Source organism: Kitasatospora sp. NPDC056138 (assembly GCF_042264695.1).
GTDB lineage: Bacteria > Actinomycetota > Actinomycetes > Streptomycetales > Streptomycetaceae > Kitasatospora.
The window spans coordinates 85,959-110,611 of sequence record NZ_JBHJVK010000002.1 but is presented as its reverse complement, the minus strand read 5'-3'; the positions used below and the strand labels follow the sequence as shown (position 1 = coordinate 110,611).

Genomic DNA, 24,653 nt, shown 5'->3' with positions numbered 1-24,653 from the left:
CGGGTCGCCGGCGCAGTGCCGCGCCAGCAGCTCGGAGTCGGAGGGCTCCTCGCTCATGTGTCCCCCCTCTGGGCCGGCCGCCCCCGCCGTTCGGCCCGTTCGGGCCACCTGGAACGGGTGCGGGGCACCGCTGTTCTCAGCCGGTGACCTTGATCTCCGCGATCTGGCCCCGGTAGTTGCCCCCATCCTTGGGGATGCTGGTCAGCCAGATCAAGAGGTACCGGGCGGTCAGTGGATCCTTGGGCTTGAGATCGACATCGGTGCCCGACTGCGAGGCGACTGGGGATCCGAAGAGATTCAGTCCGTCCTTGGTGGAGGCGGGCCGGGAGACGGTGCCCTTGGGGGCAGCCAGGAGCTCCACCGTGCTGCCGCCGACCAGCTGGACGTGCACCGTGCTGACCTGCTTCTCCGAGCCGAGGTCGAGCACCAGGCCGGTGCCCTGCTTGAGCTTGGGGAAGTTGTCGTAGTAGTTGGAGGTCGACCAGGTGGTCCCGGAGTTCCCGTCGACGGCGTTGTGGACCTCGGACTCGTGCTCGACGTCGCTGTCCGTGCCGAGGGGATTGAACGAGTGGATGTCCTGGACGTCGATCGGCTTACCCGGAGGCACCACCACGGGTGCGGCCGGGGCGCTGTGGTCCGACTGGGGCGCGCTCTGGACGGTCGTGGTGGTGGTGTCCTTGCCGTTGTTCAGTGAGCTCACCAGCTGCCAGGACGCGACGCCGATCGCGGCCAGCGCGACCAGCGAGGCGGTCCACTTGGCGAGGGTCCGCATCCGGCGGCGGGGCCTGGCCGGGTGCGCGGGGACGTGGCCGGTGTCGGGACCCATCGGCCGGGCCCCGTGCGGCTGCGGGCCGTGTGGGCGCCCGGAGTGCTGCTGCGCGGGCCGGTTCTGGCCGCCGAGGGGCTGCGCGGGTCGCGGGTTGTAGCGGGGCGGGGTGAAGGCCGGGGGTGCCGGCGGCTCGGGCTGGCGGATCTTCGGCATCAGCGCGATCGCCTTGGCCAGCTCGTCCGGGCTGGTGATCGGCTCCAGACTGTGCGGCAGCTGCTCGCACAGCGCCCGCGCGGCCAGCTCGGACAGGCCCTTGTGGACGCCCGCCTTGACCTGGTCCGGGGGTACGCAGCCGAGGCTCTTGGGCAGGCCCTGGAGGTCGTACCGGTCCTCGGGGAAGGGCCAGCGGTGGGTCAGCGCGGCGTACAGCAGGACGCCGATGGCGCGGGTGTCGGTGCGCTCGGCGTCCTCGTCGGGCAGCCCGCGCAGGGCGGCGTCCACGGCGATGCCGTTGATCCGGTACTGGCCGCTCTCGGTGCGCAGGACGCACCTGGGGGTGAGCCGCAGATGGGCCTGACCGCGCCGGTGGGCGGCGCTGATCGCGTCGGTGACCTGGCGGACCATCTGGTACGCGTCGTACGGCTCCATCGGCCCGGCAGCGAGGAGCTTGGCCAGGTCGGTGGCGTCGGGGAGCCACTCGCGGATGACGTAGACCAGCTCGCCCTCCTGCACCGCGTCCAGGACCTGGACGAAGCGCGGGTCCCCGAGCAGGGCGGCGGACTTGGCGGCGGCGAGCACGGCCTTGGCCCGCTGGTGCCCGGCGGCCATCAGGTGGACGCCGACGGCGCGGCGCAGCTTCTCGTCGACGGCGCGCCAGCTGCTGAAGGTCTCGGACTGTCCGATGCACTCCTCCAGCCGGTAGCGGTCGGCGATCTTGTCGCCGCTGTGCCGGAGCGGAGCGGGGAGGACGGCAGGGAGCTGCCCGGTGCCGGTGACGGCCTTGGGCAGGGCGGACTCGGCCCCGGCGGCGGGGGACGTCCTGGCAGCGGCGGACGGAGCCGTGCCGGTGGGCGCGGTGGAGGCCTTGGCGGCGGCCGTGGGGGAGGCGGTGCCGGTGGCCTTCGCGGCGTTCTTCGCGGTGTCCTGCGCGGCGTCCTTCGCAGCGTTCTTCGGTGTCACACCGGCGGACTCCTCCGAGGCCGCCGCGGCGGCCTCGGTGACCTCCTTCGCCGTCTCCTGCGCGGCAGCGGCCAGCTCGGCGGCGCCGGCCGCGAGCTCGGCGGCGATCTCGGCCGAGGACAGCGCGGCGGTGGACTCGGCGGTCTCCGGTGCCGCGGCCTTGGCGGCCGTGGGCTTCCCGGCCTTGGCCGACCCGCTGCCGCCCTTGGCCGCCCGGCCGTTCCTGACGGACCGGACGGAGTCCGAGCGGCCGGTGTCGGACTTCGTGGAGGCCTTGGCAACGCCGTGCGTCGGGGCCTTCACCGGGGTGTCCGCCGGGGTGCCGTCCCGGTCGTCTCCCGGCTGGTCGTCCGGCGTGTCGCTCGGGATGTCTCCGATTGCCATGGCCAGCGCCGCCTCGTCCGCAACGGACGTGTCGACGACTGCCTTGGTGCCATCAGCCACCGTGGTCCTGCCTCCCCTTGTATCGCCCCGGTTCGCGTCCCCGGAAGTCGGCCGCCGGCCCGGCCCGTCGGGGCTGAGTGGTGCCAGGACAATTGTGCCCACTCATCCTCCCCTGGTACGACCGCTGAGGGGGCCCGGTGGTTGCCCACCGGTGAACGGAAGGCCGTCCGGGTTCGGCGACGAGCACGCCGGTTGACGTCAGGTCAGCGTCCCAGTCGGCTCCGAACCATACCGATCATCGCGTTGAGCTCCTCGATCCGCATCCGCCTGGCGATCGCCGCGAACACCGTCAGCTGCGCGCCGGCGGCCACCACGAGGGTCAGCACGCTGCCCGGCCACCCGTTCAGCACACCGCGGAGCAGCAGGCTGAACGCCAGCCCGACCAACGCCGCGGGCACCGAGGCGATGGCCAGCCGGACGTAGGTCTTGGCGATCCGCGCGGTGTCCAGGCCGCCGATCCGCGCCTTGAGCTTGGGCAGCGCCACCGCCACGCCCACCGCGTACGAGGCGCCGTAGCCGAGCGCCATGCCGGTGACCGCCAGCTGGGCGGGCAGCACCAGGTAGCAGAGCACCGCCGTACCGGCCTGGCAGACGGCCACCCAGACGGTGTTGGAGAACGGGGTGCGGGTGTCCTCGTACGCGTAGAAGCCGCGCAGCAGTACGTACTGGACGGAGTACGGGATCAGGCCGAGCGCGAAGGCGGAGAGCATGTAGCCGACCGCCGTGGTGCCGTGGGCGACCGGGCCGCCGTTGCCGAGGCCGTAGATGGCGCCGCCGATCACCGGGCCGAGGGCCAGGAAGAGGAAGGCGGCGGGGACGATCGCCACCGCCGAGGTGCGCAGCCCGTACGAGAGGTCGTCGCGGACGGCGCCGGGGTCGTGGTCGGCGGCCGAGCGGGAGAGCCGGGGCAGGACCGCGCTCATCACCGAGACGGTGATCACGGCCATCGGCAGCTGCCAGATCAGCAGGGCGTTGGAGTACGCGGCCAGGCCGACGCCCAGGTAGCCCTTGGACTCGGCGGCGCGCCCGGCGGCGGTGGCGAGCTGTGTGACGACCAGGTAGCCGGCCTGGTTGGCGAGGACGAAGAGGAAGGTCCACTTGGCCAGCCGGGCGGCCTTGCCGAGGCCGTGGCCCCGCCAGTCGAAGCGGGGCCTGAAGCGGAAGCCGGAGGCCCGCAGGTACGGGAACATCGAGAGCGCCTGGACGGCGAGACCGAGCAGGGTGCCGAGGCCGAGCAGTCGGATGCCCTCGGGGGAGACGGTGGCCGGGGTGACCTCGCTGTGCTGGAAGGTCCCGAAGACCCAGATGTACGCCCCGAAGGTGAAGATCACCACGATGTTGTTGAGGACCGGAGTCCACATCATGGCGCCGAACCTGCCACGGGCGTTGAGGATCTGGCCCATCACCACGTGGACGCCCATGAAGAAGATGGTGGGCAGGCAGTAGCGGGCCAGCGCGACCGTGGTGCCGGCGCTCGCCTGGTCCCGCATCAGCGAATGGGAGATCAGCTGGACCAGCAGCGGGGCACCGAGCACGGCCACGAAGGCGACCCCGGCCAGGCCGGTCATCACCAGGGTGAGCAGGCGGTTGGCGTAGGCGGTGCCGCCGTCCTCGTCCTGCTTCATGCTGCGGACCAGCTGGGGCACGAAGACGGCGTTCAGCGCGCCGCCGCCGATCAGGATGTAGAGCAGGGTCGGCAGGGTGTTGGCGGCGTTGTACGAGTCGCCCATGGTGCCGACGCCGATGGCGGCGGCGATGACCATGGTGCGGAGGAACCCGGTGCCCCGGGAGACCAGGGTGCCGGCCGCCATGACCGCACTGGAGCCGAGCAGGCCGCCGGCCTTTCCGCCGCCGCCCGTGTCGCCGCCTGCGCCTGCGCCCGTGCCCGTGCCCGTGCCCGCGGCTGTGCCCGCGTCGTCGGCGGGCGGTGCGGGTGCGGTCCGGAGGGCTGCTTCGGCCTCGGGAGCTGCCAGGGGCTTCTCGGCGACCGCGACCGCGACGTCGCCCCTCCCGGATGCGGCCCCGGGCGCCGCCTCGGCGGCTTCGATCGCCGCCTGCGCCGCGAGGTCCGTTGCGACGTCGGCCTCGGCCGGTACCTGGGCGGCGGCGACCTGGAGGGTGGCCTCGACCTCGGAGAGCGGCGGGTCGAACTCGATCGGCGGGACGAACGGCCGTGCTTCGGCGGGCTCCTTGCCGCCGGCCGTGCCGGTGCGGCCGGTGCTTCCCGTGTCGCCGGTGCCGCCGCCGGTCCCGGTGCTGTCGGTGCTTCCTGCGTCGCCCTTGCTGCCGGCCGCGCTGAGCAGTGCGTCCACGCCGACGTACTCGGTGGTCTCGGTGTCCCAGGGCGAGCCCGGGGGGGCGGATTCCGCCGTGCCGGGCCCGGGCTCGTCCGGGAGGCCGGCGATGGCTGCCGAGGCCCAGCGCGGCGCGGGCGCGGTCAGACCCGGCTCGGGCCGGTGGGCGGGCTTCGGCGGCAGCGGGGACGCCTCGGCGGCCTCGGCCGCCCGCTGGACACCGTACGGGTCCTGGTCGGCCGGGCCGCCGTAAGGGTCGGCCGCGTACGGATCCTGGGCGTAGGTGTCCGCCACGTACCAGTCGGCGGTGGCGGGTTCGGCGGCCTGCGGGGAACCCGTCGGCGCGGGATCGGCAGCGCGGTCGTGCGCCTGGCTACGGCCCTGGCCCTGGCCCTGTGCTCGCGCCTCGCGCCGCTCGCTCATGCCACCTCATCGCTGGTCGGGGTGGTCGCCCGGTTGGGCGTCCGTCAGGGACCAACCTTCTCATCACCCAAGGCCCGATTCGGGGCATCTTCGGTCGACTCCGGCTCCGAGTCGGCGTCCTCGGCCGTCGGCCGGTCCGCCGCTCCGGCTGCCGTCTCCTTCCGGCCCGCGTCGGGTGCCCGGTCGGCCGCCGCCACACCGTCGTCGGTGGCGTCGGTGGCGTCGGTGGCGTCGGTGGCGTCGGTGGCGGTGTCGTCCGTGGGCGCGGGGGGCCGGGTGTCGTCGGCCGGCCCGCCGGGCTCGCCGGGTCCGGCCGGATCGGTCGGACCGGCCGACGTGCCGTCGGTGTCGCCGTCGGTGTCGGGTTCGGCCGCCCGCTTCTTGCGCTGCAGGTAGAAGCGGAGCCCGGCGAGCAGGATCAGCACCACACCGCCGCCGATGGCGTACAGCACGCCCGAGGTCACGTCGGTGACGTCGACCTGGAAGGTCATCGGGGGGCCGTACGGCTGCGGGTCGGCCCCGGTCGTCCACAGCTGCGCGGTCATCTGCACCGTGCTGTTGGCCTGTGCCGCGGCCGGGAAGCGGAGGGTCCGGCTGGTGGTGGCGTCCAGGACCACGTTCTCGGCGCCACCGACGTTGAGACGGTTCACCTGGCCCGAGGTCAGGCGCAGCTGGAGATTGCCGACGGCCTGGTTGAGGTCGTTCTTCACGCTCACCAGCAGGGTCCCGTTGTCACCTGCCAGGGTGATGACCCGCTTGGGTAGGAGCTTGACCGCCGAGATCAGGTTGCTGAGGTAGTCCTGGGTGCCGCTGCGGTACGCCTGGCCGGCCTTGGCCTGGTCGCGCCACTCGGTGGACATCGAGCGGACCATGGCGGCGTTGAACGGGCCGCGCACGCGCTGCGGCTGGGTGAGGATCTTCAGCAGCTGGTCGAGGTCGCCCTCCAGCCCCATGGTCTTCTCGAGGGCGCCGGCCGGCAGCTCGGAGTCGTGCAGCTCGTTCGGGTAGTCGCCGGGGGACGGGACGCTGGTGCTGGCGTTGGAGTCGGGGGTGGCACCGGCCACCGCGGTCAGCTTGACCGGGCTGATCCAGCTGCCCTTCTGGGCGGCGGTGATGGCGTCCGCGAGGGCGGTCGCGGTGCCGACGGTGAGGTTGCGCGGCGGCATCACCAGCAGGTTGCGCTGGGACTCCGGCTGCTGCTCGGTGATCATCATGGTCTCGGCCAGGAAGCGCTGGGTGGCGGCGGTCCTGGCCTGGGCGGTGTCCAGGTCACCGTCGAACAGCTTGGAGATGGTGTGGTCGGCGACCACGGCGGTCTGGCCGTCGCCGATCGGGCGGGCGGCGTTCGGGGTGTAGCTGAGCGAGCTGGACTCGGACATGCTGGCGCCGCTGACCAGGAGGAGGTTGTCCCCCATGGTCTTGGTGGTGTTGACGATCTGGGTGTCCAGCTCGCCCTGGTAGGGCCAGGCGACACTGCCCCGGACGTCGGTCGAGAGCCGGCCCTCCGCAGTGACCTGGCCGGCCGTACCGGCCTTGCGCAGGGCGGTGTCCATCCCGTCGAGCTTCGCACCGTTGTGGGCGATCGAGGCGATGTCGGGGTCGGCGTAGGGGAGCGCGACGACCTCGTCCCCGCTGGTGGCCACGGCCTGGCGGAGCTTGGCCAGCCACGCGGTGGCGGCGGCCCGCCCGGTGCCCGGGAGGGTGTTGTCCTCCTTCGCCGAGTCGCCCGCCGTGCCCGGCTTCTGCACCCGGTACGGCTTGGTCATCGCGTACACGGTGTCCAGCAGGTCGGGATCGACGACCCAGGTCAGACCGGGCAGCTTCGCACCGAGGTCGACCAGCTTGTACAGCCGTCCGCCGGCCGCCAGGTCGGTGGCCAGGCCGTCGTCGCGCAGCACCGGCATCTGGTCGTTGTCGGGCATGGTCTGGGCGACCAGCTCGGGTGCGTGGGTCAGCGGCCACAGGGTGGCGACCTGGGTCGGCTTGGTGGCCTGTTCGGTGTTGTACGGGAGGAAGGTGCGGGCGATGCCCAGCGCGTGCGAGCGGGACTGGTCGCTGGTGCCGCCCCAGACGTCGACCGCGAGCTCGAACACCCCGCCCTTGGAGAACTTGAGGTCGGAGGGGCTCACCTGGAGCGTGAAGGAGCGGGTCTGGCCCGGAGCGACGTTGCCCATCTCGGCGGTCGGGGACTGCAGGTCGACGCCGTCCTGGCCGCTGGGGTCGTTGCGCTTGGCGACCAGCCCGATGTCGCTCCTGGTGCCCAGCGGCCGACCGGTCTGCGGGGCCCGGATGCCGGCGTGGGTCTGCTTGAGCTCGGAGTCGCCCGAGTTGGTGACCCGGCCGGTGACCGTGACGGTGTCGCTCTGGCCGACCACGGCGGGAGTGACCGTGTCGATCGCCACACTCGCCGGGTAGTCCGTCGAGGACGAGGCCGGGGCGAGGGCGGTGCGTCCCGGCACGGCGGCCAACGCGGGCGCGGCGGCGCTCAGCAGGGCCGCGCCGCTCGCCAGCAGTGCGGCGAGGCGCTTGGCCGTCCGTCCGCCGCATCCGTAAGCCCTCAGCCCTGAGTGCCGTGCCGGCTCACTCACGCGCTTCGCCCTCGCCGTTCTCGATCGGTCGCGATCAGTGGTTCTCGAATGTCGCTGTCGTCACTGCTGTCACTGCATGAATAGGTACCGCATCGATGGCCGTACGGTTCCAGCTGTGGACCGATTCGGCCCGTTGTTCTCCGGTCCGTCGTGCCGCGGTCCGTCGTCCTGTGGTCCGTTGCGGGCTGTTTCCCGCCCACCGCCCGGCCGGGGCACACCCGCGCCACGCCGAGCCGGGCCCCGTATCCCCGTACCGTTCCTCCGGCATGGTAACGACGACGCCGCGTACCCAGTGCTGCGGGCCGGTAGCTGAGCGGGGCGTGCCCGCCCGGGCGGGAAACCGGAGGTGGCAGCCGGGCGGCGGAAACGGACGGGCAGTGGGGCAGGCCGGGCACGTACCCTTGTGAGCCGTGTCCACTGCCAATGAGCCCAGCACCAATCATTCCAGCACCGCCGCCCCCGCCGCCCCTGCTGCCCCGGCCGGCCTCCCGGGGCTGACCGAGGCCCAGACCCTCGGCCTCCAGGAGCTGCTCCGGGTCTCCCCGGTGGCCGACGAGGTCGCTCGCCGCTTCCAGTCGGCCGGCCACCGGCTGGCCCTGGTCGGCGGCTCGGTGCGCGACGCCCTGCTCGGCAGGCTCGGCAACGACCTGGACTTCACCACCGACGCCAGGCCCGAGCAGGTCCTCAAGCTGGTCCGTGGCTGGGCGGACGCCGTCTGGGACGTCGGCATCGCCTTCGGCACCGTCGGCGCGCGCAAGGACACCCCGGCGGGCTCCTTCCTGATCGAGATCACCACGTACCGTTCGGAGTCGTACGACCGCAGCTCGCGCAAGCCCGAGGTCACCTACGGCGACACCATCGAACAGGACCTGGTCCGGCGGGACTTCACCGTCAACGCGATGGCCGTGGACCTGCCCGGACGCGGCTTCGTCGACCCGCACCACGGTCTCGAGGACCTGGAGGCCCGGGTGCTGCGCACTCCGGCGACCCCCGAGGAGTCCTTCTCCGACGACCCGCTGCGGATGATGCGCGCCGCCCGGTTCGCCGCCCAGCTGGACTTCACCCCGGCTCCCGAGGTGGTCGCGGCGATGACCGCGATGGCCGACCGGATCTCGATCGTCTCCGCCGAGCGGGTGCAGAGCGAGCTCAACAAGCTGCTGCTGTCCGAGTACCCGGTCAAGGGCCTGCGGCTGATGGTCGACACCGGCCTGGCCGCCCACGTCCTGCCCGAGCTGCCCGCGCTCAGCCTGGAGCGGGACGAGCACCACCGGCACAAGGACGTCTACGAGCACTCGCTGACCGTCCTGGAGCAGGCCATCGCCCTGGAGGACGACGGCCCGGACCTCACGCTGCGGCTCGCCGCGCTGCTGCACGACATCGGCAAGCCGCGCACCCGCCGCTTCGAGTCGGACGGCCGGGTGTCCTTCCACCACCACGAGGTGGTCGGCGCCAAGATGACCCGCAAGCGGATGCGCGAGCTCAAGTACTCCAAGGAGCTCACCGAGGACGTCTCGCGCCTGGTCGAGCTGCACCTGCGGTTCCACGGGTACGGCGGCGGCGAGTGGACGGACTCCGCGGTCCGGCGCTACGTCACCGACGGCGGCCCGCTGCTGGAGCGTCTCCACAAGCTGACCCGCTCCGACTGCACCACCCGCAACCGCAAGAAGGCCGCCGCCCTGTCGCGCACCTACGACTCGCTGGAGGAGCGGATCGGGCAGCTCAGGGCCCAGGAGGAGCTGGACTCCATCCGTCCGGCCCTGGACGGCAACCAGATCATGGAACTGCTCGGCCTCAAGCCGGGGCCGCAGGTCGGCAAGGCCTACAAGCACCTGCTGGAGCTCCGGCTGGAGCAAGGTCCGATGGACCACGAGCAGGCTGTCGCGGCGCTGCAGGAGTGGTGGGCCGCACAGGACTGACGCCCGGTGGGTCTGGTCGGTCCGGTCGGTCCGGTGGGACACCTGGGGTGTGTGGGGCGTACGGGGCGGGAGTCACTTTAGAACTTCCGCTCGATCGTGTGGTTGCGCCCGAGCGGTGTGACTGACCGATGAGCGGCCGCGTTGCTCCGTCCGAGGGAGGGGAAGGGCCCCTGCCCCGGAAGGAGTGATGCGGCCATGTCCGTGGATGCGGTGCTGCTGGAGTCCCCGACCATGCGGGCCAGGGTGGCCGACCAGGTCGAGGTGCTCGACCGGGTCAGGGCGCTGATGCTGCTGCCCGACGGGGTGCACGTGACCACCGAAGGGGTGGCGGCCTACTTCGGGGTGCCGGAGCAGGCGATCTACTCGCTGGTCCACGACCACCGGACCGAGCTGACGTCCAACGGCTACCTGGTGGTGACCGGCAAGCGACTGACTTCCTTGAAGGAAGTCTGTGGGATCCAGTCCCGCGCCAGGTCGCTCGCGCTGTTCACGCGGCGCACCGTGCTGAACGTCGCGATGCTGCTGCGGGACAGCGAAACCGCACGTCAGGTGCGGTGCTACCTGCTCGACGCCGAGCAGAGCCAGCGTGCGGGACAGCTGGGGAAGGAGCTGGCGGAGGCTGTGGACAACCGCGCGGCGCCACCCGACGGCAGCGTCGACGCCGCCGTGGCCCGGGTCGCCGAGAACGTGGTGCGGAGCGTGATCGCCACCGCCGTCGTCCCGATCCTCAACGTCCTCGTGGAGGAGGTGGCCAACAACAGCCGCAAGCTGGACGCGATGAACGACCAGGTCGGGCGGCTGGAGCGGATCGTCCTGGACGACGGTGAGAAGGCCGTCGCCCGCCGCCGGCTGCGCCTGATGCAAGCCCTCGACGAGGGGATGGCCGAGGACTTCGCGGAGTTCACGGTCTGACGCATCGTCAGTATCCCCGGTGGCCGGACGGATCAGGACGGCTTGGCCACCGGGGACCCGACGTGGACGGGGCCGAGGCACAGGACGTACTTGGTCCGGTGCCAGCGGCGACCGGTGCTGCTCCAGAAGGTGGAGGTGGCTCCGGGCACCTGGCGGCAGCGGTTGACGTCGCTGGTGCCGCTGACCTTGCTGAGGACGACGTAGTCGGCCTTGGGATCGGTGCAGGCGATCTTGTTGACGTCGTTGGCGCCGACGGCGTCGACGCAGTCGCCGACCTTGGCCCGGGCCGGGTCGCTGCCGGAGAGGAAGAACCCCGCGACCAGGACGACGGCGCCACCTGCGGCCCCGACCAGGCGCAGCTTCTGCCGCAGGCTCCGTGGCGGCTTGGCAGGGGCGGACCCCGGGGCGGGAACGGGCGGCGGTAGGGGCGGCGCGTACTGGGGCGGGCCGTAGCCGGGCGGTGGCGGAACGGGCGCGGGGTACCCGTACGGCGGCGGCTGCTGGCCGTGTGCCGGAGGAGGGCCGTACCCGGGCGGTGGCGGCGGGGTCGGCTGGTTCGGCGGATAGCCGTACGGCGGCTGGGGCTGGTACGGCTGTGCCTGCTGAGGGGGCTGGTACGGCGGCTGGTTCTGGTACGGCGGCTGGGGCTGGCCGTACGGGTTCGGTGGCGGTGTGCTCATCTGTCCCCCGGGGCAGGCGCGGTCACGATCCGGCGTTCTGACGTACCTTAGCGAGTCGAGGCGCCGTCAGAGTCCGGCAACACCAGGACCGGTGCGCGGCCGGCGACACGGGCGTACCCCACGGCGGTGAGCGCGTAGACCAGGGCGACACCGATGACGACGGCCACCGAGCGGCCGTCCAGCGGGAGGACCAGTGCCGTCACTCCGGCGGCGGCGACGAAGGCGGCGTTGAACAGGACGTCGTAGAGCGCGAACACCCGGCCGCGGAACTCGTCCTCGACCGACTCCTGGACGAGCGTGTCGGCGCAGATCTTGGTGCCCTGGGTGACCACACCCAGCAGGAGTGCCGCCGCCATGCTCGGGCCGATGGTGAACCACAGCCCCAGTGCGGGGACGAAGACGGCCGCCGAGGCCGTGCAGGTGGTCAGCCAGCCGACCAGCCCGAGCCGACGGGTGCACCAGGGGCTGATCACCGCGGCGAGGAAGAAGCCCACTGCCGAGACGGCCACCGCCTTGCCGAGGGTCGCCATGCCGGCGGCGCTGTCGGTGGGGTCGTTGAAGGAGTACCGGGAGAGCATCAGCACGGTCACCACCAGGATCCCGTAGCAGAACCGGGAGACCGTGACGGCGACCAGTGCGGACACCGCCGGACGGCAGTCGCGGACCAGGTGCCGCACGCCTTCGCCCAGTTCGCGCGCCGCCTGGCCGATGGCCCTGTGCAGGGCCGGGCGGTCGGGGTGGTGGTCGGGGCCGAGCAGGCCTGGGGCCATCCGCTGGGCGGCCAGTGCGGCGCTCAGGTAGAGCAGGGCGGCGAGCGTCACCAGGGTGGCGTCGGCCCGGGGGCCCGGTGGCAGTACCTGGTGGACCAGGAAGCCGATGCCGCCGCCGCAGGCCGCAGCGACCGTACCGGCGGTGGGGGAGAGCGAGTTGGCGGTGACCAGTTGGTCGACGTCGACCACCCGGGGCAGGGCGGCGGAGAGCCCGGCCAGGATGAAGCGGTTGAGCGCGGTCACCAGCAGCGCGGCGGCGAGGAACAGCCACTCCGGCGCCCTGGCCAGCAGCAGTCCGCCGGTGGTCAGCCCGAGTCCGCAGCGGGCCAGATTGCCAAGGTAGAGCACCTGCCGCCGACGCCAGCGGTCCAGCATGACCCCCGCGAAGGGGCCGATCACCGAGAACGGGAGCAGCAGCACCGCGAGCACCGAGGCGATGTCGGCCGGACTGGCCTGCCGCTCGGGAGAGAAGATCACGTACGAGGCCAGCGAGACCTGGAAGACCCCGTCGGAGAGTTGCGAGAGCACACGGGCGATCAGCAGACGGCGGAAGTCGCGGCCCCGGAGCAGCCCGCCCAGGGAGGTCCTGGACGAGGGACGGGTGCTGTCCAGCGAGGTGCTGCCGTTCTCCGTGAGAGCCACCAGCCCAGGGTGCCACGTCGAGTGCGGCGGTTTCACGTGAAACAGCGTGCGGTTTCACGTGAAACAGGTACCGGAGATGCCGGAAGGGCCCCGGCGGGTAGCCGGGGCCCTTCCGGTGACGATCAGGAGCTCAGCGCTCTGCCTGAGCGGTCGCGAACCGAGCTGCGCTCAGCGCTCTGCCTGGACAGTCGCGAACCGAGCTGCGCTCAGCGCTCTGCCTGAGCGGTCGCGAACCGAGCTGCGCTCAGCGCTCGACCTCACCGCGGATGAACTTCTCGACGTTCTCGCGGGCCTCGTCGTCGAAGTACTGGACCGGCGGGGACTTCATGAAGTACGAGGACGCCGACAGGATCGGGCCACCGATGCCGCGGTCCTTGGCGATCTTCGCAGCGCGGACGGCGTCGATGATGACACCGGCGGAGTTCGGGGAGTCCCAGACCTCCAGCTTGTACTCCAGGTTCAGCGGAACGTCACCGAAGGCGCGGCCCTCGAGGCGGACGTACGCCCACTTGCGGTCGTCCAGCCAGGCGACGTAGTCCGAGGGACCGATGTGGACGTTCTTGGCGCCCAGCTCGCGGTCGCGGATCTGCGAGGTGACGGCCTGGGTCTTGGAGATCTTCTTGGACTCCAGGCGCTCGCGCTCGAGCATGTTCTTGAAGTCCATGTTGCCGCCGACGTTCAGCTGCATGGTGCGCTCGAGGATGACACCGCGGTCCTCGAAGAGCTTCGCCATCACGCGGTGCGTGATGGTGGCGCCGACCTGCGACTTGATGTCGTCACCGACGATCGGCACACCGGCCTCGGTGAACTTGTCCGCCCACTCCTTGGTGCCGGCGATGAACACCGGGAGGGCGTTCACGAAGGCGACCTTGGCGTCGATGGCGCACTGGGCGTAGAACTTGGCAGCGTCCTCGGAGCCCACCGGCAGGTAGCAGACCAGAACGTCGACCTGGCGGTCCTTCAGGATCTGGACGACGTCGACCGGGGCCTCGTCCGACTCCTCGATGGTCTCCAGGTAGTACTTGCCCAGACCGTCGAGGGTGTGGCCACGCTGGACGGTGACGCCGGTCGGCGGCACGTCGCAGATCTTGATGGTGTTGTTCTCGCTGTTGCCGATGGCGTCGGCCAGGTCGAAGCCGACCTTCTTGGCGTCGACGTCGAACGCGGCGACGAACTCCACGTCACGGACGTGGTAGTCGCCGAACTGCACGTGCATCAGCCCGGGGACCTTGCCGGCCGGGTCGGCGTCCTTGTAGTACTCGACACCCTGCACCAGCGACGCGGCGCAGTTACCGACGCCCACGATGGCTACGCGAACCGAACCCATTCCGGTTGCTCCCTGTGATCTCATGAGGCCCGCCGGAAAACCGACAGTTCTCGTATTTCATCTCTGTATGACTGGATGACGGGCGCGCGCTGCGCCCATACCTGCCGCTCACCCGGGCCTGTCACGGCACCGGGCCCTCGCGGCGGTCAGCGCTCCAGACCGGAGCGCCCCGGGCGGTCGTGCGGTGGCCTCGGCGGGTCCGAGGACCCGGCCTCCTGGCCACGGCCGTCCGAAGTCTGTGCGTTCTCCGCACCGGTGCGCCCGGTCCGGGTGGCCCGCTCGGTCTCGATCAGCTCGTTGAGCCAACGGACCTCCCGCTCCACCGATTCGAGACCGTGCCGCTGGAGCTCCAGCGTGTAGTCGTCGAAGCGCTCGCGGGTACGGGAGATCGAGCTGCGCATCCGCTCCAGCCGCTCCTCCAGCCGGCTGCGCCGACCCTCGAGGACGCGCATGCGCACCGCGCGGTCGGTCTGGCCGAAGAACGCGAAGCGCACACCGAAGTGCTCGTCCTCCCAGGCGTCCGGACCCGAGTCGGCCAGCAGTTCCTCGAAGCGCTGCTTGCCCTCGGCGGAGAGCCGGTAGACGATCTTCGATCGCTTGCCGTTCAGTGCGGTCGCCGGGACGTACTCGACGTCCGGGTTGTCCTCCACCAGGAAGCCCTGGGCGACCAGGCTCTTCAGGCAGGGGTAGAGCGTGCCGTAGGAGAAGGCGCGGAACGACCCGAGCAGCACGTTGAGCCGCTTGCGCAGCTCGTAGCCGTGCATCGGGGCGTCGTGGAGCAGGCCCAGGACGGCGAACTCCAGCACTCCGGAGCGTCTGCTCATGCCGTCCTGCCTCCCTTCCCCGTGGCGTGCCCCACCGGTATGCCGGACCGATGTGTCGGTCCGATGTATCGGCTCGATATATCGAGAACAGTAAACCCCTGGGCCATGGAACGGGCAAGGGGGGCGCGGGTGAATGTGATCACAGGATTTCGACGGACCCTCAGGAGACCCGTGGTCAAGCTCCGACGGGACCGCGTTGGCAACGGGCATGTAATGATCTGGCGCCGTTTTGCACCTGTTGTCACTTGATGCCCGATTAGTAGCTGTTTATAGGTGCGTACGCTGTCGCGTGTGCACGAGGACCACCTCCGGGGTGTAGGGCGGTTTCGGGCATCGGAAGTGAACCCTGCACTCAGGCCCGGAGAGGTCTGACCGAGGAGTTGCTGGAAGATGAGCGATCACCGGCGTAGGCCCAACCCGGGCGGTGAACAGCCTCCGGGCGGTCGGGCGGATGGCGCGCGCCCGTACGCCTACGGCACCCCCCCCGAGGGGGCGCCTTCGTACGATCGGCGTGCCGGCGTACGGGAGACGGCCCAGCAGCCTCGGCTGACGCGGGCCGAGATGCGCAAGCAGTCCCAGAAGGGCGGCGGACGCGGCGACGCCGCACGCTCCGCCCAGGGCGGTCCGCCGGGCGGGAGCGGGAGCGGCGGCAGAGGCGGCGGAAGCGGCGGAAGCGGCAAGGGCGGAGGCAAGGGCGGCGGTAAGGGCCCGGGCAAGAAGCGGTTCATCGACTACCCCCGGTACGGCAAGTCCGGGATCCGTCGCTGGCTGCCCTCCTGGAAGCTGATCCTGACGACGTTCCTGATCTTCTTCGGCAGCGGGGTGGCCGCGGTGGGCATCGCCTACGCGATGACGCCGATCCCCAACCCCAACGACCTGGTGAAGGAGCAGAACAACATCTACTACTGGGCCGACGGCTCGGAGATGACCCGCAAGGGTGCGACCAACCGCCAGCTCGTCCCGCTCGCCAACATCAGTGACGCCGCGCAGAAGGCGGTGGTCGCCGCCGAGAACGAGACGTTCTGGAACGACAGCGGCATCGACCCCAAGGGCATGGCGCGCGCCGTCTACAACATGGCCAGCGGCGGCCAGACCCAGGGTGGTTCGACGATCACCCAGCAGTACGTGAAGAACGCCTACCTGAACCAGGACCAGACGGTCAGCCGCAAGCTCAAGGAACTCTTCATCACGCTGAAGATCAACCAGAAGCAGGGCAAGCCGCAGATCCTCGAGGGCTACCTGAACACCAGCTGGTTCGGCCGTGGCGCCACCGGTATCCAGGCCGCGGCACAGGCGTACTACGGAGTGGACGCCAAGGACATCAACAACTGCCAGGGCGCGATGCTGGCGGGCCTGCTCAAGGGCGCCACGTACTTCGACCCGACGCTCAGCGACTCCAACCGCAAGAACATGCAGGAGCGTTGGAACTACGTGCTGAACCGGATGGTGGTCACCAAGGCGATCACCCAGGCGGACCGGGACAAGTGCGGCGCCACCTTCCCCGAGCCGATCAAGAAGAAGGCCCCGTCCAACATGAACGGGGAGATCAGCTACCTGGTCGACCTCGCCGAGAACTACCTGACGGTCAAGGACCCGAAGATCACCCAGGCCAGCATCGACAAGGGCGGCTACCAGATCTACACCACCTTCGACAAGAACAAGGTGGCGCAGCTGAAGAAGGCCGTCGACGACGTCAAGGCGGAGAGCCTCAACCCGGACAAGCAGGACAAGGATAAGTTCGTCCAGATCGGTGCGGCCTCGGTGGTCCCCGGTGACGGCGCGATCGTGGCGATCTACGGCGGTGACGGCGTGGAGAACGGTCACTACACCGACAACGCCGACGCCGGCGGTATCCCGGTCGGTTCGACCTTCAAGCCCTTCGTCCTGGCGACCGCCATGCAGTACGGCGTGCTCACCAAGACCGGGGACGACGGCAAGCCGGTCCGGATCAGCACCGACAGCCGCTACCTCGCCGACAACATGAGCCAGATCTACAAGGCGGACGGCTCACCCGCGATCGGCGACGACGGCAAGCCGTACCACCAGAAGAACGACGACGACAGCAAGCCCGGGGCCGTCACGCTGAAGACGGCCATGCAGTACTCCTACAACGTCCCGTTCGTGCAGCTCGGCCAGGACGTGGGCGGCAGCAACACCGAGAAGATGGTGATGGCCCTGGGCATCACCAACAAGAAGACCCTGGCGCCCAACACCTCGCTCACCTACCCGCTCGGCACCTCGACCCCGAGCGCGATCCGGATGGCCTCCGCGTACTCGGTGTTCGCCGCCCGGGGGCAGCAGGTCGACCCGTACTCGGTGACCAAGGTGCTCTACCAGGGCCAGGAGGACGCGGCCTTCAACCGTCCGAAGAACGCCACCAAGTCGGTGCTGGACCAGGGCGTCGCGGACAACATCACCGACGTCCTGCAGAACGTGGCGGAGAACGGTACCGGTAAGAAGGGGACCAAGGACCTCGGCCGCCCGGTCGCGGGCAAGACCGGTACCACCGACGCCGGCACCTCGGCCTGGTGGGTCGGCTACACCCCGCAGCTGGCCACCTCGGTCGGCATGTGGCGCGAGGAGCCCGGCAAGCCCGGTCTGCTCTCGCTGAACGGCACGGCCGGTCAGACCTCCATCCACGGTGGTGACTTCCCGACCGAGATCTTCACCCGCTACATGAAGGTGGCGATGGCCGACCAGAAGGTCCTGGACTTCCCGACCGCGGACGCCACGGGTACGGAGGTCGACGCCAAGGGCGCCACGCCGAGTGCCGTGCCGACTCCCTCGGCCACGCCGTCGTCCAGCCCGAGCCCCTCTGCCAGCACTGCGCCGAGCCCGTCGACCAGCGCCCCTTCGCACAGCCCGGACCCGAGCACGGAGCCGTCGTCGACCGCGAGCTGCCTGCTGGGGCTTCCCTGCAACTCGCCCTCGCCCTCGCGCAGCAGGCCGACCCGCCCGGGCAAGCCGAGTACGTCACCGAGCAACAGCCCCAGCCCCCCCGACGGTGGCGCCGGGGGAGCGCTGCCGGGGAACTGACCCCGCGTGACATCGACCGGTGGCGGTCGGCCGAGGACTCCGGTCCTCTGGCCGGCCGCCACCGGCGTGTTCGGGGGACGCCGAGCCGGGTCGCGGCCGGGCGCGGCGGCCCGCCGGTGCCGGTGCCGCCGCGGGTGCGCGGGGCGCGGGAAGCGCCGACCCGGCGCGGCTCGGAGGCGAAGGCGCCTCGTGGGTCCAAGGCTGGTGCGGCATCATGTCCGCCATGACGTCGAGCACGCGTGACGAGACCTCCGGCCCCGCGCCCGCCCCCGCCGAGGGGCCGCTGCCGAACACCGTGGTCGTCCCGGCGGACGAGGATCCGGTGGCGGCGGCCGGCAGCGAGCTGCTCGGCGGCCCGCCCGGGCGGCGGGCGCTGCTGGGGGTGTCCTGGTGGGTTCCGGCCCGGTTCCTGGCGCTGGTGGTGATCGCCGTCTCGGTACTCGGCATCGTGCAGAAGGCGCCGTGCTACGACGGCGGCTGGTTCCGCGGCGCGACCGCCCAGTACACCCACGCCTGCTACAGCGACATCCCGCACCTGTTCACCGGGCGCGGCTTCGACACCGGGCTGCACCCCTACCTGGACCAGCTGCCACAGCCCACCCCGGACATGCAGTACCTGGAGTACCCGGTGCTCACCGGCCTCTTCATGCAGGTCGCGGCCTGGCTGACGCCGACCGGGGGAGCCATCGAGACCCGTGAGCAGTGGTTCTGGATGGTCAACGCGGGGATGCTGATGATCTGCGCGGTGGTCGTCGTGGTGGCGCTCTCCCGGACCCACCGCCGCCGCCCCTGGGACGCACTGCTCTTCGCGCTCGCCCCGTGCCTGGCGCTGGACTCCACCATCAACTGGGACCTGCTCGCGGTCGCCCTGACCGCTGTCGCGATGGCCTACTGGTCGGGCCGCCGGACCGTACTGGCCGGTGTCTTCATCGGTCTGGCCACCGCCGCCAAGCTCTACCCCGTGCTGCTGCTCGGCCCGCTGCTGGTGCTCTGCTGGCGCACCGGCCGCTGGCGGGCGTTCGGGCAGGCGGCGGGTGCCGCGGCGGCCGCCTGGCTGCTGGTGGACCTGCCCATCATGCTGGCCAACTGGAAGGGCTGGGCGACCTTCTACACCTTCAGCCAGACCCGCAAGGAGGACTACGGCTCGTTCTGGTTGATCCTGATGCAGGACCGGGGCGTGCAGCTGGAGACCCTGAACACCTGGATCGCTGTGCTGCTGATCGCCTGCTGCCTGGGGATCGGCTGGCTGGCGCTGTCGGCGCCGCGCCGCCCGCGCTTCGCCCAGCTGGTCTTCCTGGTGGTGGCCGCCTTCGTGCTCACCAACAAGGTGTACTCGCCGCAGTACGTGCTCTGGCTGACCCCGCTCGCCGCGCTGGCCCGGCCGCGCTGGCGGGACTTCCTGATCTGGCAGGCGTGCGAGGTGCTCTACTTCCTCGGCATCTGGTCCTACCTGGCCTACGTCGGGGACTCCAAGCAGCACGGCATCGGCCAGGACTGGTACCACTTCGCCATCGTGCTGCACCTGCTCGGCACGCTGTACCTGTGCGGGATGGTGATCCGCGACATCCTGCGGCCCGAGCGCGACCCGGTCCGCTGGGACGGCAGCGACGACCCCTCGGGCGGTGTGCTCGACCTCGCCCCCGACGCCTTCGTCCTGGGCACGGCCCGGCGGCTGCGCGAGGAGGAGACCTACGCGCAGTACGCGCTGGCGGGCCGGGCCTCCCGGCCGGGCGAGCGGGAGCCCGCCGAGCGCTGAGCGCGGCGTGTCCCGGGGCCCCGGCGGGCGCGGGCGCCGCGAACGGTCGGACCGGCCTCAGCGGTCGGCGACCAGGTCGAAGTGGGTCGTGGTGTGCCGGACGTTGAGGTCGAGCTCGTCGCCCGGGACGGGGGCCTTGGCGGCGTCGGCCGGCAGGAAGAGGATGCTCACCTGCATGTGCGGGGGCTCGGCGAACCAGAGTTGCCGGCCGCTCCACGAGTACGGGGAGAGGGTGCGGTTGACCGTGGCGAGCCCGGCCCTGGCCAGGCCCTTGGCCCGGGGCAGCACGCCGTGCAGGTACTTGGGCGCCTCCAGGCCGACACCGTGCGCGGTGCCGCCGGTGACCACCAGCAGGTGGCCGTCCGAGGGGGCCTTGTGCTGGCGGTAGCCGTACCGCTGGCCGCGGGCGACCGGGGTGGAGTCCAGCACCGTGGCGCAGGCCCGCAGCGAGCCGACGTCGCCGAGCCAGAGCCGGGTGCCGATCCGCGAGCGGAAGGTCGTGGCCGGGAACAGTCCGGCCAGCCGGGTGAGGTCGGCCGAGGAGAGGTGGCTCAGGAAGACCGTCCCGGTGGGCAGCCCGGCGGCGGCGATCGCCCGTACCCAGCCGGCGACCTCGGCGACCGGGTCCGAGCCGTCCGGGCGGTCCAGCGGCAGGTGCAGCGCGAACCCCTCGATGCCGACCCTGGCGTCGAAGCCGAGGCCGTTCGCCGCCAGCCGGGGCAGGTCAGCGGGCGCGATGCCGTGTCTGCGCATGCCGGTCATGCACTCCACGACCACCCGGCTGCCCACCGGGAGGGACTGGAACGCCTCGGCGTGGGCGACCGTCCTGATCACCCGGTCCGACAGCTGCGGGCCCTGTTCGCCGACCCGGTACGGGGTGAGCACCAGCAGGTCGCCCTGGTAGCCGTCGAGCAGCCCGGCCGCCTCGTGCGCGGTGCCGACGGCGAGGACGCCGGTGCCGAGCCGGCCGGCCTCCGCGGCCAGCCGGCCGTTGCCGAAGCCGTACCCGTTGCCCTTGGCCACCGGCACCAGCCCGGGGAACTCCGCCAGCACCGAGAGCTGGTGCGCGCGCCAGCGCGCGGTGTCCACGTACAGCGACAGGGTCATCGGGTCTCTCCCCGTGGTTGGTGACGACGGCCGGCGTCGCCGACGCGGCCGGGTCGGCGGCGGTGGCTCAGCGGCGCGACATGTAGAGGTCGAGCGCCTTGTGCAGCAGCTTGTTGAGAGGGAAGTCCCACTCACCCAGGTACTCGGCGGCCTGGCCGCCGGTGCCCAGCTTGAACTGGATCAGCCCGAAGAGGGGGTCGTCCTCGTCGAGGGTGTCGCTGATGCCGCGCAGGTCGTAGACGCTGGCACCGAGCGCGTAGGCGTCGCGCATCATCCGCCATTGGATCGCGTTGGACGGCTTGACCTCGCGCTTGTGGTCGGCGGAGGCGCCGTAGGAGTACCAGACGTGCTCGCCGACGGTGAGCATCGTGGTCGCCGCCAGCGGTTCGCCCTCGTGGTACGCGATGTAGAGGCGCATCCGGTCCGGGTCCTCGGCGGCGAGGGCCTCCCACATCCGCTGGAAGTAGCCGAGCGGGCGCGGGGTGAAGCGGTCGCGCTCCGCGGTGACCAGGTACAGCTGGTGGAAGACCTTCAGGTCCTCGTAGCTGCCCTGGACCACCTCGACGCCGCTCTTCTCGGCCTTCTTGATGTTCCGGCGCCAGAGCTGGTTGAAGCCGCGCTGGACGTCGTCCAGCGAACGGTTGGCCAGCGGGACCTGGAAGACGTAGCGGGGCTGGACGTCGCCGAAGCCCGCGCCGCCGTCCTCGCCCTGCAGCCACCCGGCCCGGCGCAGCCGGTCGGCCACCTCGAAGGCCCGGCCCTCGTACCAGTCGGGTTCGACGTCGCGCAGCCGCTTGGCCTCCTTGCCGGCGATCGCCTCCTTGATGGTGGTGGCGTCCCAGCGGCGGATCACCACCGGCGGGCCCATCTTCACCGAGAAGGCGCCCTGGGACCTGAGGTGGTCGAGCATCGGCCGCAGCCACTGCTCCAGGTCCCGGTCGAACCAGTCGATCACCGGGCCCTCGGGCAGGTACGCCAGGTAGCGCTTGAGCTTCGGCAGCTGGCGGTAGAGCACCAGGCCCGCGCCGACCAGCTCGCCGGCGGCGTCGAACCAGCCGATGCTCTCGCTGCGCCAGTCGGATTTCACCTGTCCCCAGGAGGGCACCTGCATGTGGCTGGCCGACGGGCGGGTCCTGACGAACGCCAGGTGCTCCTCGCGGGTGATCGTCCTCAGGCGCAGGCTCATGCCCCCACCTCGCTGCGCTCGGCGGTGGCCTCGCCGGGCGCCGCCTTCACGACTCGCTCGCTGCGCTCACTCATGGCTGGGGTGCTCCTCCTCGGTCGGCAGGTTCAGGGTGACCCTATCGCCCGAATGGTCCGTTTCGTACTGGTCGGGCCCGGTGGCGTGAGCCGAGCCGACGACGCCCTCCCCGCGGACCTGTGCACAGGTATGTACGCGGTGAGGGCGCCGGAGGTTACGCGGGATGTGCGGCTTCCTGCAGGCGATCAGAGCGAGTGGGTCACCACACGCCCCCGAACAGTCCGCCGTGCGCGATGCCGAGGTAGAAGCCGATCGCGGCGGCGCCGAGCGAGATCATCAGGACGAAGCGTTCGGCCGTGGTCACCGACACGAACTGTCCCCAGAGGCCCGAGACGATGCCGAACAGGCCCGTCCACGAGCTGAGCAGGTGCAGGTTGTAGAAGAAGGCGCTGATGAAGGCGATCAGGCCGAGCACCGCGGTGATGCCGACGAGGGTGTTCTCCCTCGGGTGCCGGTTGCCGTCGGTGTTGAGTGTGAGCTGCGGGAATCGGCGGATGGTCTGTGCCATGGGACCCACCTCCTGAGGAGGAACACAGTCGTTCTGTACAGGTTCCCGCTGGTACGCCCAGGATCACAACCGGTATGCATTTTGTTCGGCCGTACGGGTGCGGGTAGGGTGTGCGGTCTGCACTGGTGTAGTTGTGCCCCCCGTCTGCCCTTCACCGGGTCGGGGAGCCCGATTGTCGGTCCCGGCGACTACGGTTGCCGGTAGGTCGTCGCCGTACCGGTGCGACGCTGCACAACCCTCCTGCCACGGAGAGACCGTGGCCGCTGAGTCCAAAGGAGGTGGGTTACTCATGCGTCACTACGAGCTGATGGTCATCCTCGACCCCTCGGTCGAGGAGCGCGCTGTCTCCCCCCTGATCGAGAACTTCCTCAACGTCGTCCGCCAGGGTGGCGGCAACGTGGAGAAGGTCGACACCTGGGGTCGCCGCCGTCTGGCTTACGAGATCAACAAGCAGTCCGAGGGCATCTACTCGGTCATCGACCTCAAGGCCACGCCTGAGGTCGTCAAGGAGCTCGACCGCCAGCTTGGCCTGAGCGAGTCGGTTCTGCGGACCAAGGTCCTGCGCCCGGACACCCACTGAGTCCTGCCTGATGCCTTCGGGCGTCGGGTGACTCGCGTCGCCTGTTTCACGTGAAACAGCGCGGCGAGCACCGCAGAACTTCTTTCCGAGAGGTCATCACCACCATGGCAGGCGAGACCGTCATCACCCTCGTCGGCAATCTCGTCGACGACCCCGAGCTGCGCTTCACCCCGTCGGGTGCGGCGGTCGCGAAGTTCCGTATCGCGTCCACCCCGCGCACCTTCGACCGCCAGACCAACGAGTGGAAGGACGGCGAGAGCCTCTTCCTCACGTGCAATGTCTGGCGTCAGCCGGCGGAGAACGTGGCCGAGTCGCTGCAGCGCGGCATGCGCGTGATCGTGCAGGGCCGACTGCGCCAGCGGTCTTACGAGACCAAGGAAGGCGAGAAGCGGACGGTCTTCGAGGTCGAGGTCGACGAGGTCGGCCCGAGCCTGCGTTCGGCGACCGCCAAGGTCACCCGGGCCAACCGCTCCGGCGGTCCCGGCGGCCAGGGCGGCTTCGGCGGCCAGCAGGGTGGCGGTGGCGGCTACGGCGGCGGCGGCCAGCAGGGCGGCGGCTGGGGTGGAAACTCCGGCGGCCAGTCCGGCCCGTCCGACGACCCGTGGGCGTCCAGCGCTCCCTCTGGTGGCAACCAGGGCGGCGGCGGCTGGGGTGCCCCGTCCGGTGGCGGCTACTCGGAAGAGCCTCCGTTCTAAGCGGTGCGCGCCGGGCCCGTTCGGTGGACGGGCCTTGGCATGCTGAGAGATTTCGTGCGGTCCACAGGTGCTCGGCACCGGTGGAGCGTCAACCCAAATGGAGCACATGATGGCGAAGCCGCCTGCTCGCAAGCCCAAGAAGAAGGTTTGCGTCTTCTGCAAGGACAAGGTCAACTACGTTGACTACAAGGACACGAACCTGCTGCGGAAGTTCATCTCCGACCGCGGCAAGATCCGTGCCCGCCGGGTCACCGGCAACTGCACCCAGCACCAGCGTGACGTCGCCACGGCCGTGAAGAACAGCCGTGAGATGGCGCTGCTGCCCTACACCTCCACCACGCGCTAAGAGAGGGTGACCGAGTAATGAAGATCATCCTCACGCACGAGGTCCCCGGTCTCGGTAGCGCCGGCGAGGTCGTCGAGGTCAAGGACGGCTACGCCCGCAACTACCTGGTTCCGCGTGGCTTTGCCATCCGCTGGACCAAGGGCGGTCAGAAGGACGTCGACGCCATCCGTCGCGCCCGGAAGATCCACGAGATCCAGACCCTCGAGGCTGCCAACGAGGTCAAGGCCAAGCTCGAGGGCCTCCAGGTCAAGCTGGCCGTTCGCTCCGGCGACGCCGGCCGCCTGTTCGGCTCGGTGACCCAGGCCGACGTCGTCGAGGCCATCAAGCTCGCCGACGGCCCGGCCGTGGACAAGCGCGCTGTCGCGATCGCCTCGCCGATCAAGACCGTGGGCACCCACAAGGTCTCGGTCAAGCTGCACGCCGACGTCCAGGCGAACATCGACGTCGTCGTCGCCTGAACGAAGCCGTAGCGGCCCGAAAGGGCCAGGCTGTGCACCGAGGGCCGGTCTCCCCCCAGGGGGAGGCCGGCCCTCGGTCGTTCCTGCGGGGCGTGGTGGGCCCTCGGCCGGGAAGGCGCGGGCCGACGCGGGGGCAGA

Annotated in this window: 18 protein-coding genes; 8 read left to right on the top strand and 10 right to left on the bottom strand. The window is 70.9% G+C overall.

Features of this window, described 5'->3' with window-relative positions; translation table 11 throughout:
* Window positions 1-136: 136 nt before the first annotated feature.
* The 3 genes from ACFC1R_RS02030 to ACFC1R_RS02020 all read right to left on the bottom strand — a co-directional run bounded on the left by ACFC1R_RS02030 (window position 137) and on the right by ACFC1R_RS02020 (window position 7,697).
* The gene (locus tag ACFC1R_RS02030; RefSeq protein WP_375931149.1) at window positions 137-2,392 is read right to left on the bottom strand and encodes a hypothetical protein; all 2,256 of its coding nucleotides are present in this window, start codon (window positions 2,390-2,392) and stop codon (window positions 137-139) included.
* 203 nt (window positions 2,393-2,595) lie between these two features.
* Window positions 2,596-5,109, bottom strand: a complete 2,514-nt coding sequence (murJ, locus tag ACFC1R_RS02025; protein WP_375931147.1) for a murein biosynthesis integral membrane protein MurJ — start codon at window positions 5,107-5,109, stop codon at window positions 2,596-2,598.
* Window positions 5,110-5,153: 44 nt separating this feature from the next.
* The gene (locus ACFC1R_RS02020) at window positions 5,154-7,697 is read right to left on the bottom strand and encodes a DUF6049 family protein (RefSeq protein ID WP_375931144.1); all 2,544 of its coding nucleotides are present in this window, start codon (window positions 7,695-7,697) and stop codon (window positions 5,154-5,156) included.
* 494 nt (window positions 7,698-8,191) lie between these two features.
* On the opposite strand from ACFC1R_RS02020, the gene ACFC1R_RS02015 reads away from it, so the two are divergent.
* Window positions 8,192-9,613 carry a CCA tRNA nucleotidyltransferase gene (locus ACFC1R_RS02015; protein WP_375931627.1) on the top strand — a complete coding sequence of 474 codons (1,422 nt, stop codon included), beginning with the start codon at window positions 8,192-8,194 and terminating at the stop codon, window positions 9,611-9,613.
* A gap of 195 nt (window positions 9,614-9,808) precedes the next feature.
* Complete coding sequence (locus tag ACFC1R_RS02010; RefSeq protein WP_375931141.1) at window positions 9,809-10,525, top strand: restriction endonuclease; 717 nt, start codon at window positions 9,809-9,811, stop codon at window positions 10,523-10,525.
* Window positions 10,526-10,557: 32 nt separating this feature from the next.
* On the opposite strand, the gene ACFC1R_RS02005 is transcribed toward ACFC1R_RS02010, so the two are convergent.
* The 4 genes from ACFC1R_RS02005 to ACFC1R_RS01990 form a co-directional block, all read right to left on the bottom strand.
* Window positions 10,558-11,205: a hypothetical protein gene (locus ACFC1R_RS02005; protein ID WP_375931138.1), complete on the bottom strand. Its 648-nt coding sequence runs from the start codon at window positions 11,203-11,205 to the stop codon at window positions 10,558-10,560.
* 47 nt (window positions 11,206-11,252) lie between these two features.
* Window positions 11,253-12,587: an MFS transporter gene (locus tag ACFC1R_RS02000; RefSeq protein WP_375931624.1), complete on the bottom strand. Its 1,335-nt coding sequence runs from the start codon at window positions 12,585-12,587 to the stop codon at window positions 11,253-11,255.
* Between the two features lie 274 nt (window positions 12,588-12,861).
* Entirely contained in the window at window positions 12,862-13,944 is a 1,083-nt protein-coding gene (locus ACFC1R_RS01995; RefSeq protein WP_375931135.1) for an inositol-3-phosphate synthase, read from the bottom strand.
* 146 nt (window positions 13,945-14,090) lie between these two features.
* Complete coding sequence (locus tag ACFC1R_RS01990; protein ID WP_375931132.1) at window positions 14,091-14,768, bottom strand: PadR family transcriptional regulator; 678 nt, start codon at window positions 14,766-14,768, stop codon at window positions 14,091-14,093.
* Window positions 14,769-15,329: 561 nt separating this feature from the next.
* Here ACFC1R_RS01990 and ACFC1R_RS01985 point away from each other — a divergent pair.
* Both ACFC1R_RS01985 and ACFC1R_RS01980 read left to right on the top strand, forming a co-directional pair.
* A complete protein-coding gene (locus ACFC1R_RS01985; RefSeq protein WP_375931129.1) occupies window positions 15,330-17,804 on the top strand; it encodes a transglycosylase domain-containing protein in 2,475 nt (824 codons plus the stop codon).
* Window positions 17,805-18,018: 214 nt separating this feature from the next.
* Window positions 18,019-19,560 (top strand): glycosyltransferase family 87 protein, encoded by a 1,542-nt coding sequence (locus ACFC1R_RS01980; RefSeq protein WP_375931126.1) that lies wholly within the window; start codon window positions 18,019-18,021, stop codon window positions 19,558-19,560.
* Between the two features lie 57 nt (window positions 19,561-19,617).
* Here the strand turns inward: ACFC1R_RS01980 and ACFC1R_RS01975 are convergent, their stop codons facing one another.
* From ACFC1R_RS01975 to ACFC1R_RS01965, 3 genes are all read right to left on the bottom strand, one after another.
* Window positions 19,618-20,667, bottom strand: a complete 1,050-nt coding sequence (locus ACFC1R_RS01975) for an alanine racemase (RefSeq protein ID WP_375931123.1) — start codon at window positions 20,665-20,667, stop codon at window positions 19,618-19,620.
* 67 nt (window positions 20,668-20,734) lie between these two features.
* Complete coding sequence (locus ACFC1R_RS01970) at window positions 20,735-21,853, bottom strand: lipid II:glycine glycyltransferase FemX (protein WP_375931120.1); 1,119 nt, start codon at window positions 21,851-21,853, stop codon at window positions 20,735-20,737.
* 274 nt (window positions 21,854-22,127) lie between these two features.
* On the bottom strand, window positions 22,128-22,436 hold the full coding sequence (locus ACFC1R_RS01965; RefSeq protein ID WP_375931118.1) for a hypothetical protein: 309 nt from the start codon (window positions 22,434-22,436) through the stop codon (window positions 22,128-22,130).
* A gap of 289 nt (window positions 22,437-22,725) precedes the next feature.
* Between ACFC1R_RS01965 and rpsF the strand changes: the two genes are divergently transcribed.
* The 4 genes from rpsF to rplI all read left to right on the top strand — a co-directional run bounded on the left by rpsF (window position 22,726) and on the right by rplI (window position 24,515).
* Window positions 22,726-23,016 (top strand): 30S ribosomal protein S6, encoded by a 291-nt coding sequence (gene rpsF, locus ACFC1R_RS01960; protein ID WP_045305516.1) that lies wholly within the window; start codon window positions 22,726-22,728, stop codon window positions 23,014-23,016.
* Between the two features lie 104 nt (window positions 23,017-23,120).
* Entirely contained in the window at window positions 23,121-23,711 is a 591-nt protein-coding gene (locus ACFC1R_RS01955) for a single-stranded DNA-binding protein (RefSeq protein ID WP_375931115.1), read from the top strand.
* 109 nt (window positions 23,712-23,820) lie between these two features.
* The gene (gene rpsR, locus ACFC1R_RS01950) at window positions 23,821-24,057 is read left to right on the top strand and encodes a 30S ribosomal protein S18 (RefSeq protein WP_030270170.1); all 237 of its coding nucleotides are present in this window, start codon (window positions 23,821-23,823) and stop codon (window positions 24,055-24,057) included.
* Window positions 24,058-24,074: 17 nt separating this feature from the next.
* Window positions 24,075-24,515 (top strand): 50S ribosomal protein L9, encoded by a 441-nt coding sequence (gene rplI / locus ACFC1R_RS01945; RefSeq protein ID WP_375931112.1) that lies wholly within the window; start codon window positions 24,075-24,077, stop codon window positions 24,513-24,515.
* Window positions 24,516-24,653 lie beyond the last annotated feature (138 nt).

Bases quoted from the DNA above. Each gene is read 5' to 3' on its own strand.
- murJ (WP_375931147.1), bottom strand. From the start codon at position 5,109: ATGAGCGAGCGGCGCGAGGCGCGAGCACAGGGCCAGGGCCAGGGCCGT.
- ACFC1R_RS02010 (WP_375931141.1), top strand. From the start codon at position 9,809: ATGTCCGTGGATGCGGTGCTGCTGGAGTCCCCGACCATGCGGGCCAGG.
- ACFC1R_RS02005 (WP_375931138.1), bottom strand. From the start codon at position 11,205: ATGAGCACACCGCCACCGAACCCGTACGGCCAGCCCCAGCCGCCGTAC.
- ACFC1R_RS01995 (WP_375931135.1), bottom strand. From the start codon at position 13,944: ATGGGTTCGGTTCGCGTAGCCATCGTGGGCGTCGGTAACTGCGCCGCG.
- ACFC1R_RS01990 (WP_375931132.1), bottom strand. From the start codon at position 14,768: ATGAGCAGACGCTCCGGAGTGCTGGAGTTCGCCGTCCTGGGCCTGCTC.
- ACFC1R_RS01985 (WP_375931129.1), top strand. From the start codon at position 15,330: ATGCGCAAGCAGTCCCAGAAGGGCGGCGGACGCGGCGACGCCGCACGC.
- ACFC1R_RS01980 (WP_375931126.1), top strand. From the start codon at position 18,019: ATGTCCGCCATGACGTCGAGCACGCGTGACGAGACCTCCGGCCCCGCG.
- ACFC1R_RS01975 (WP_375931123.1), bottom strand. From the start codon at position 20,667: ATGACCCTGTCGCTGTACGTGGACACCGCGCGCTGGCGCGCGCACCAG.
- ACFC1R_RS01970 (WP_375931120.1), bottom strand. From the start codon at position 21,853: ATGAGCCTGCGCCTGAGGACGATCACCCGCGAGGAGCACCTGGCGTTC.
- ACFC1R_RS01965 (WP_375931118.1), bottom strand. From the start codon at position 22,436: ATGGCACAGACCATCCGCCGATTCCCGCAGCTCACACTCAACACCGAC.
- rpsF (WP_045305516.1), top strand. From the start codon at position 22,726: ATGCGTCACTACGAGCTGATGGTCATCCTCGACCCCTCGGTCGAGGAG.
- ACFC1R_RS01955 (WP_375931115.1), top strand. From the start codon at position 23,121: ATGGCAGGCGAGACCGTCATCACCCTCGTCGGCAATCTCGTCGACGAC.
- rpsR (WP_030270170.1), top strand. From the start codon at position 23,821: ATGGCGAAGCCGCCTGCTCGCAAGCCCAAGAAGAAGGTTTGCGTCTTC.
- rplI (WP_375931112.1), top strand. From the start codon at position 24,075: ATGAAGATCATCCTCACGCACGAGGTCCCCGGTCTCGGTAGCGCCGGC.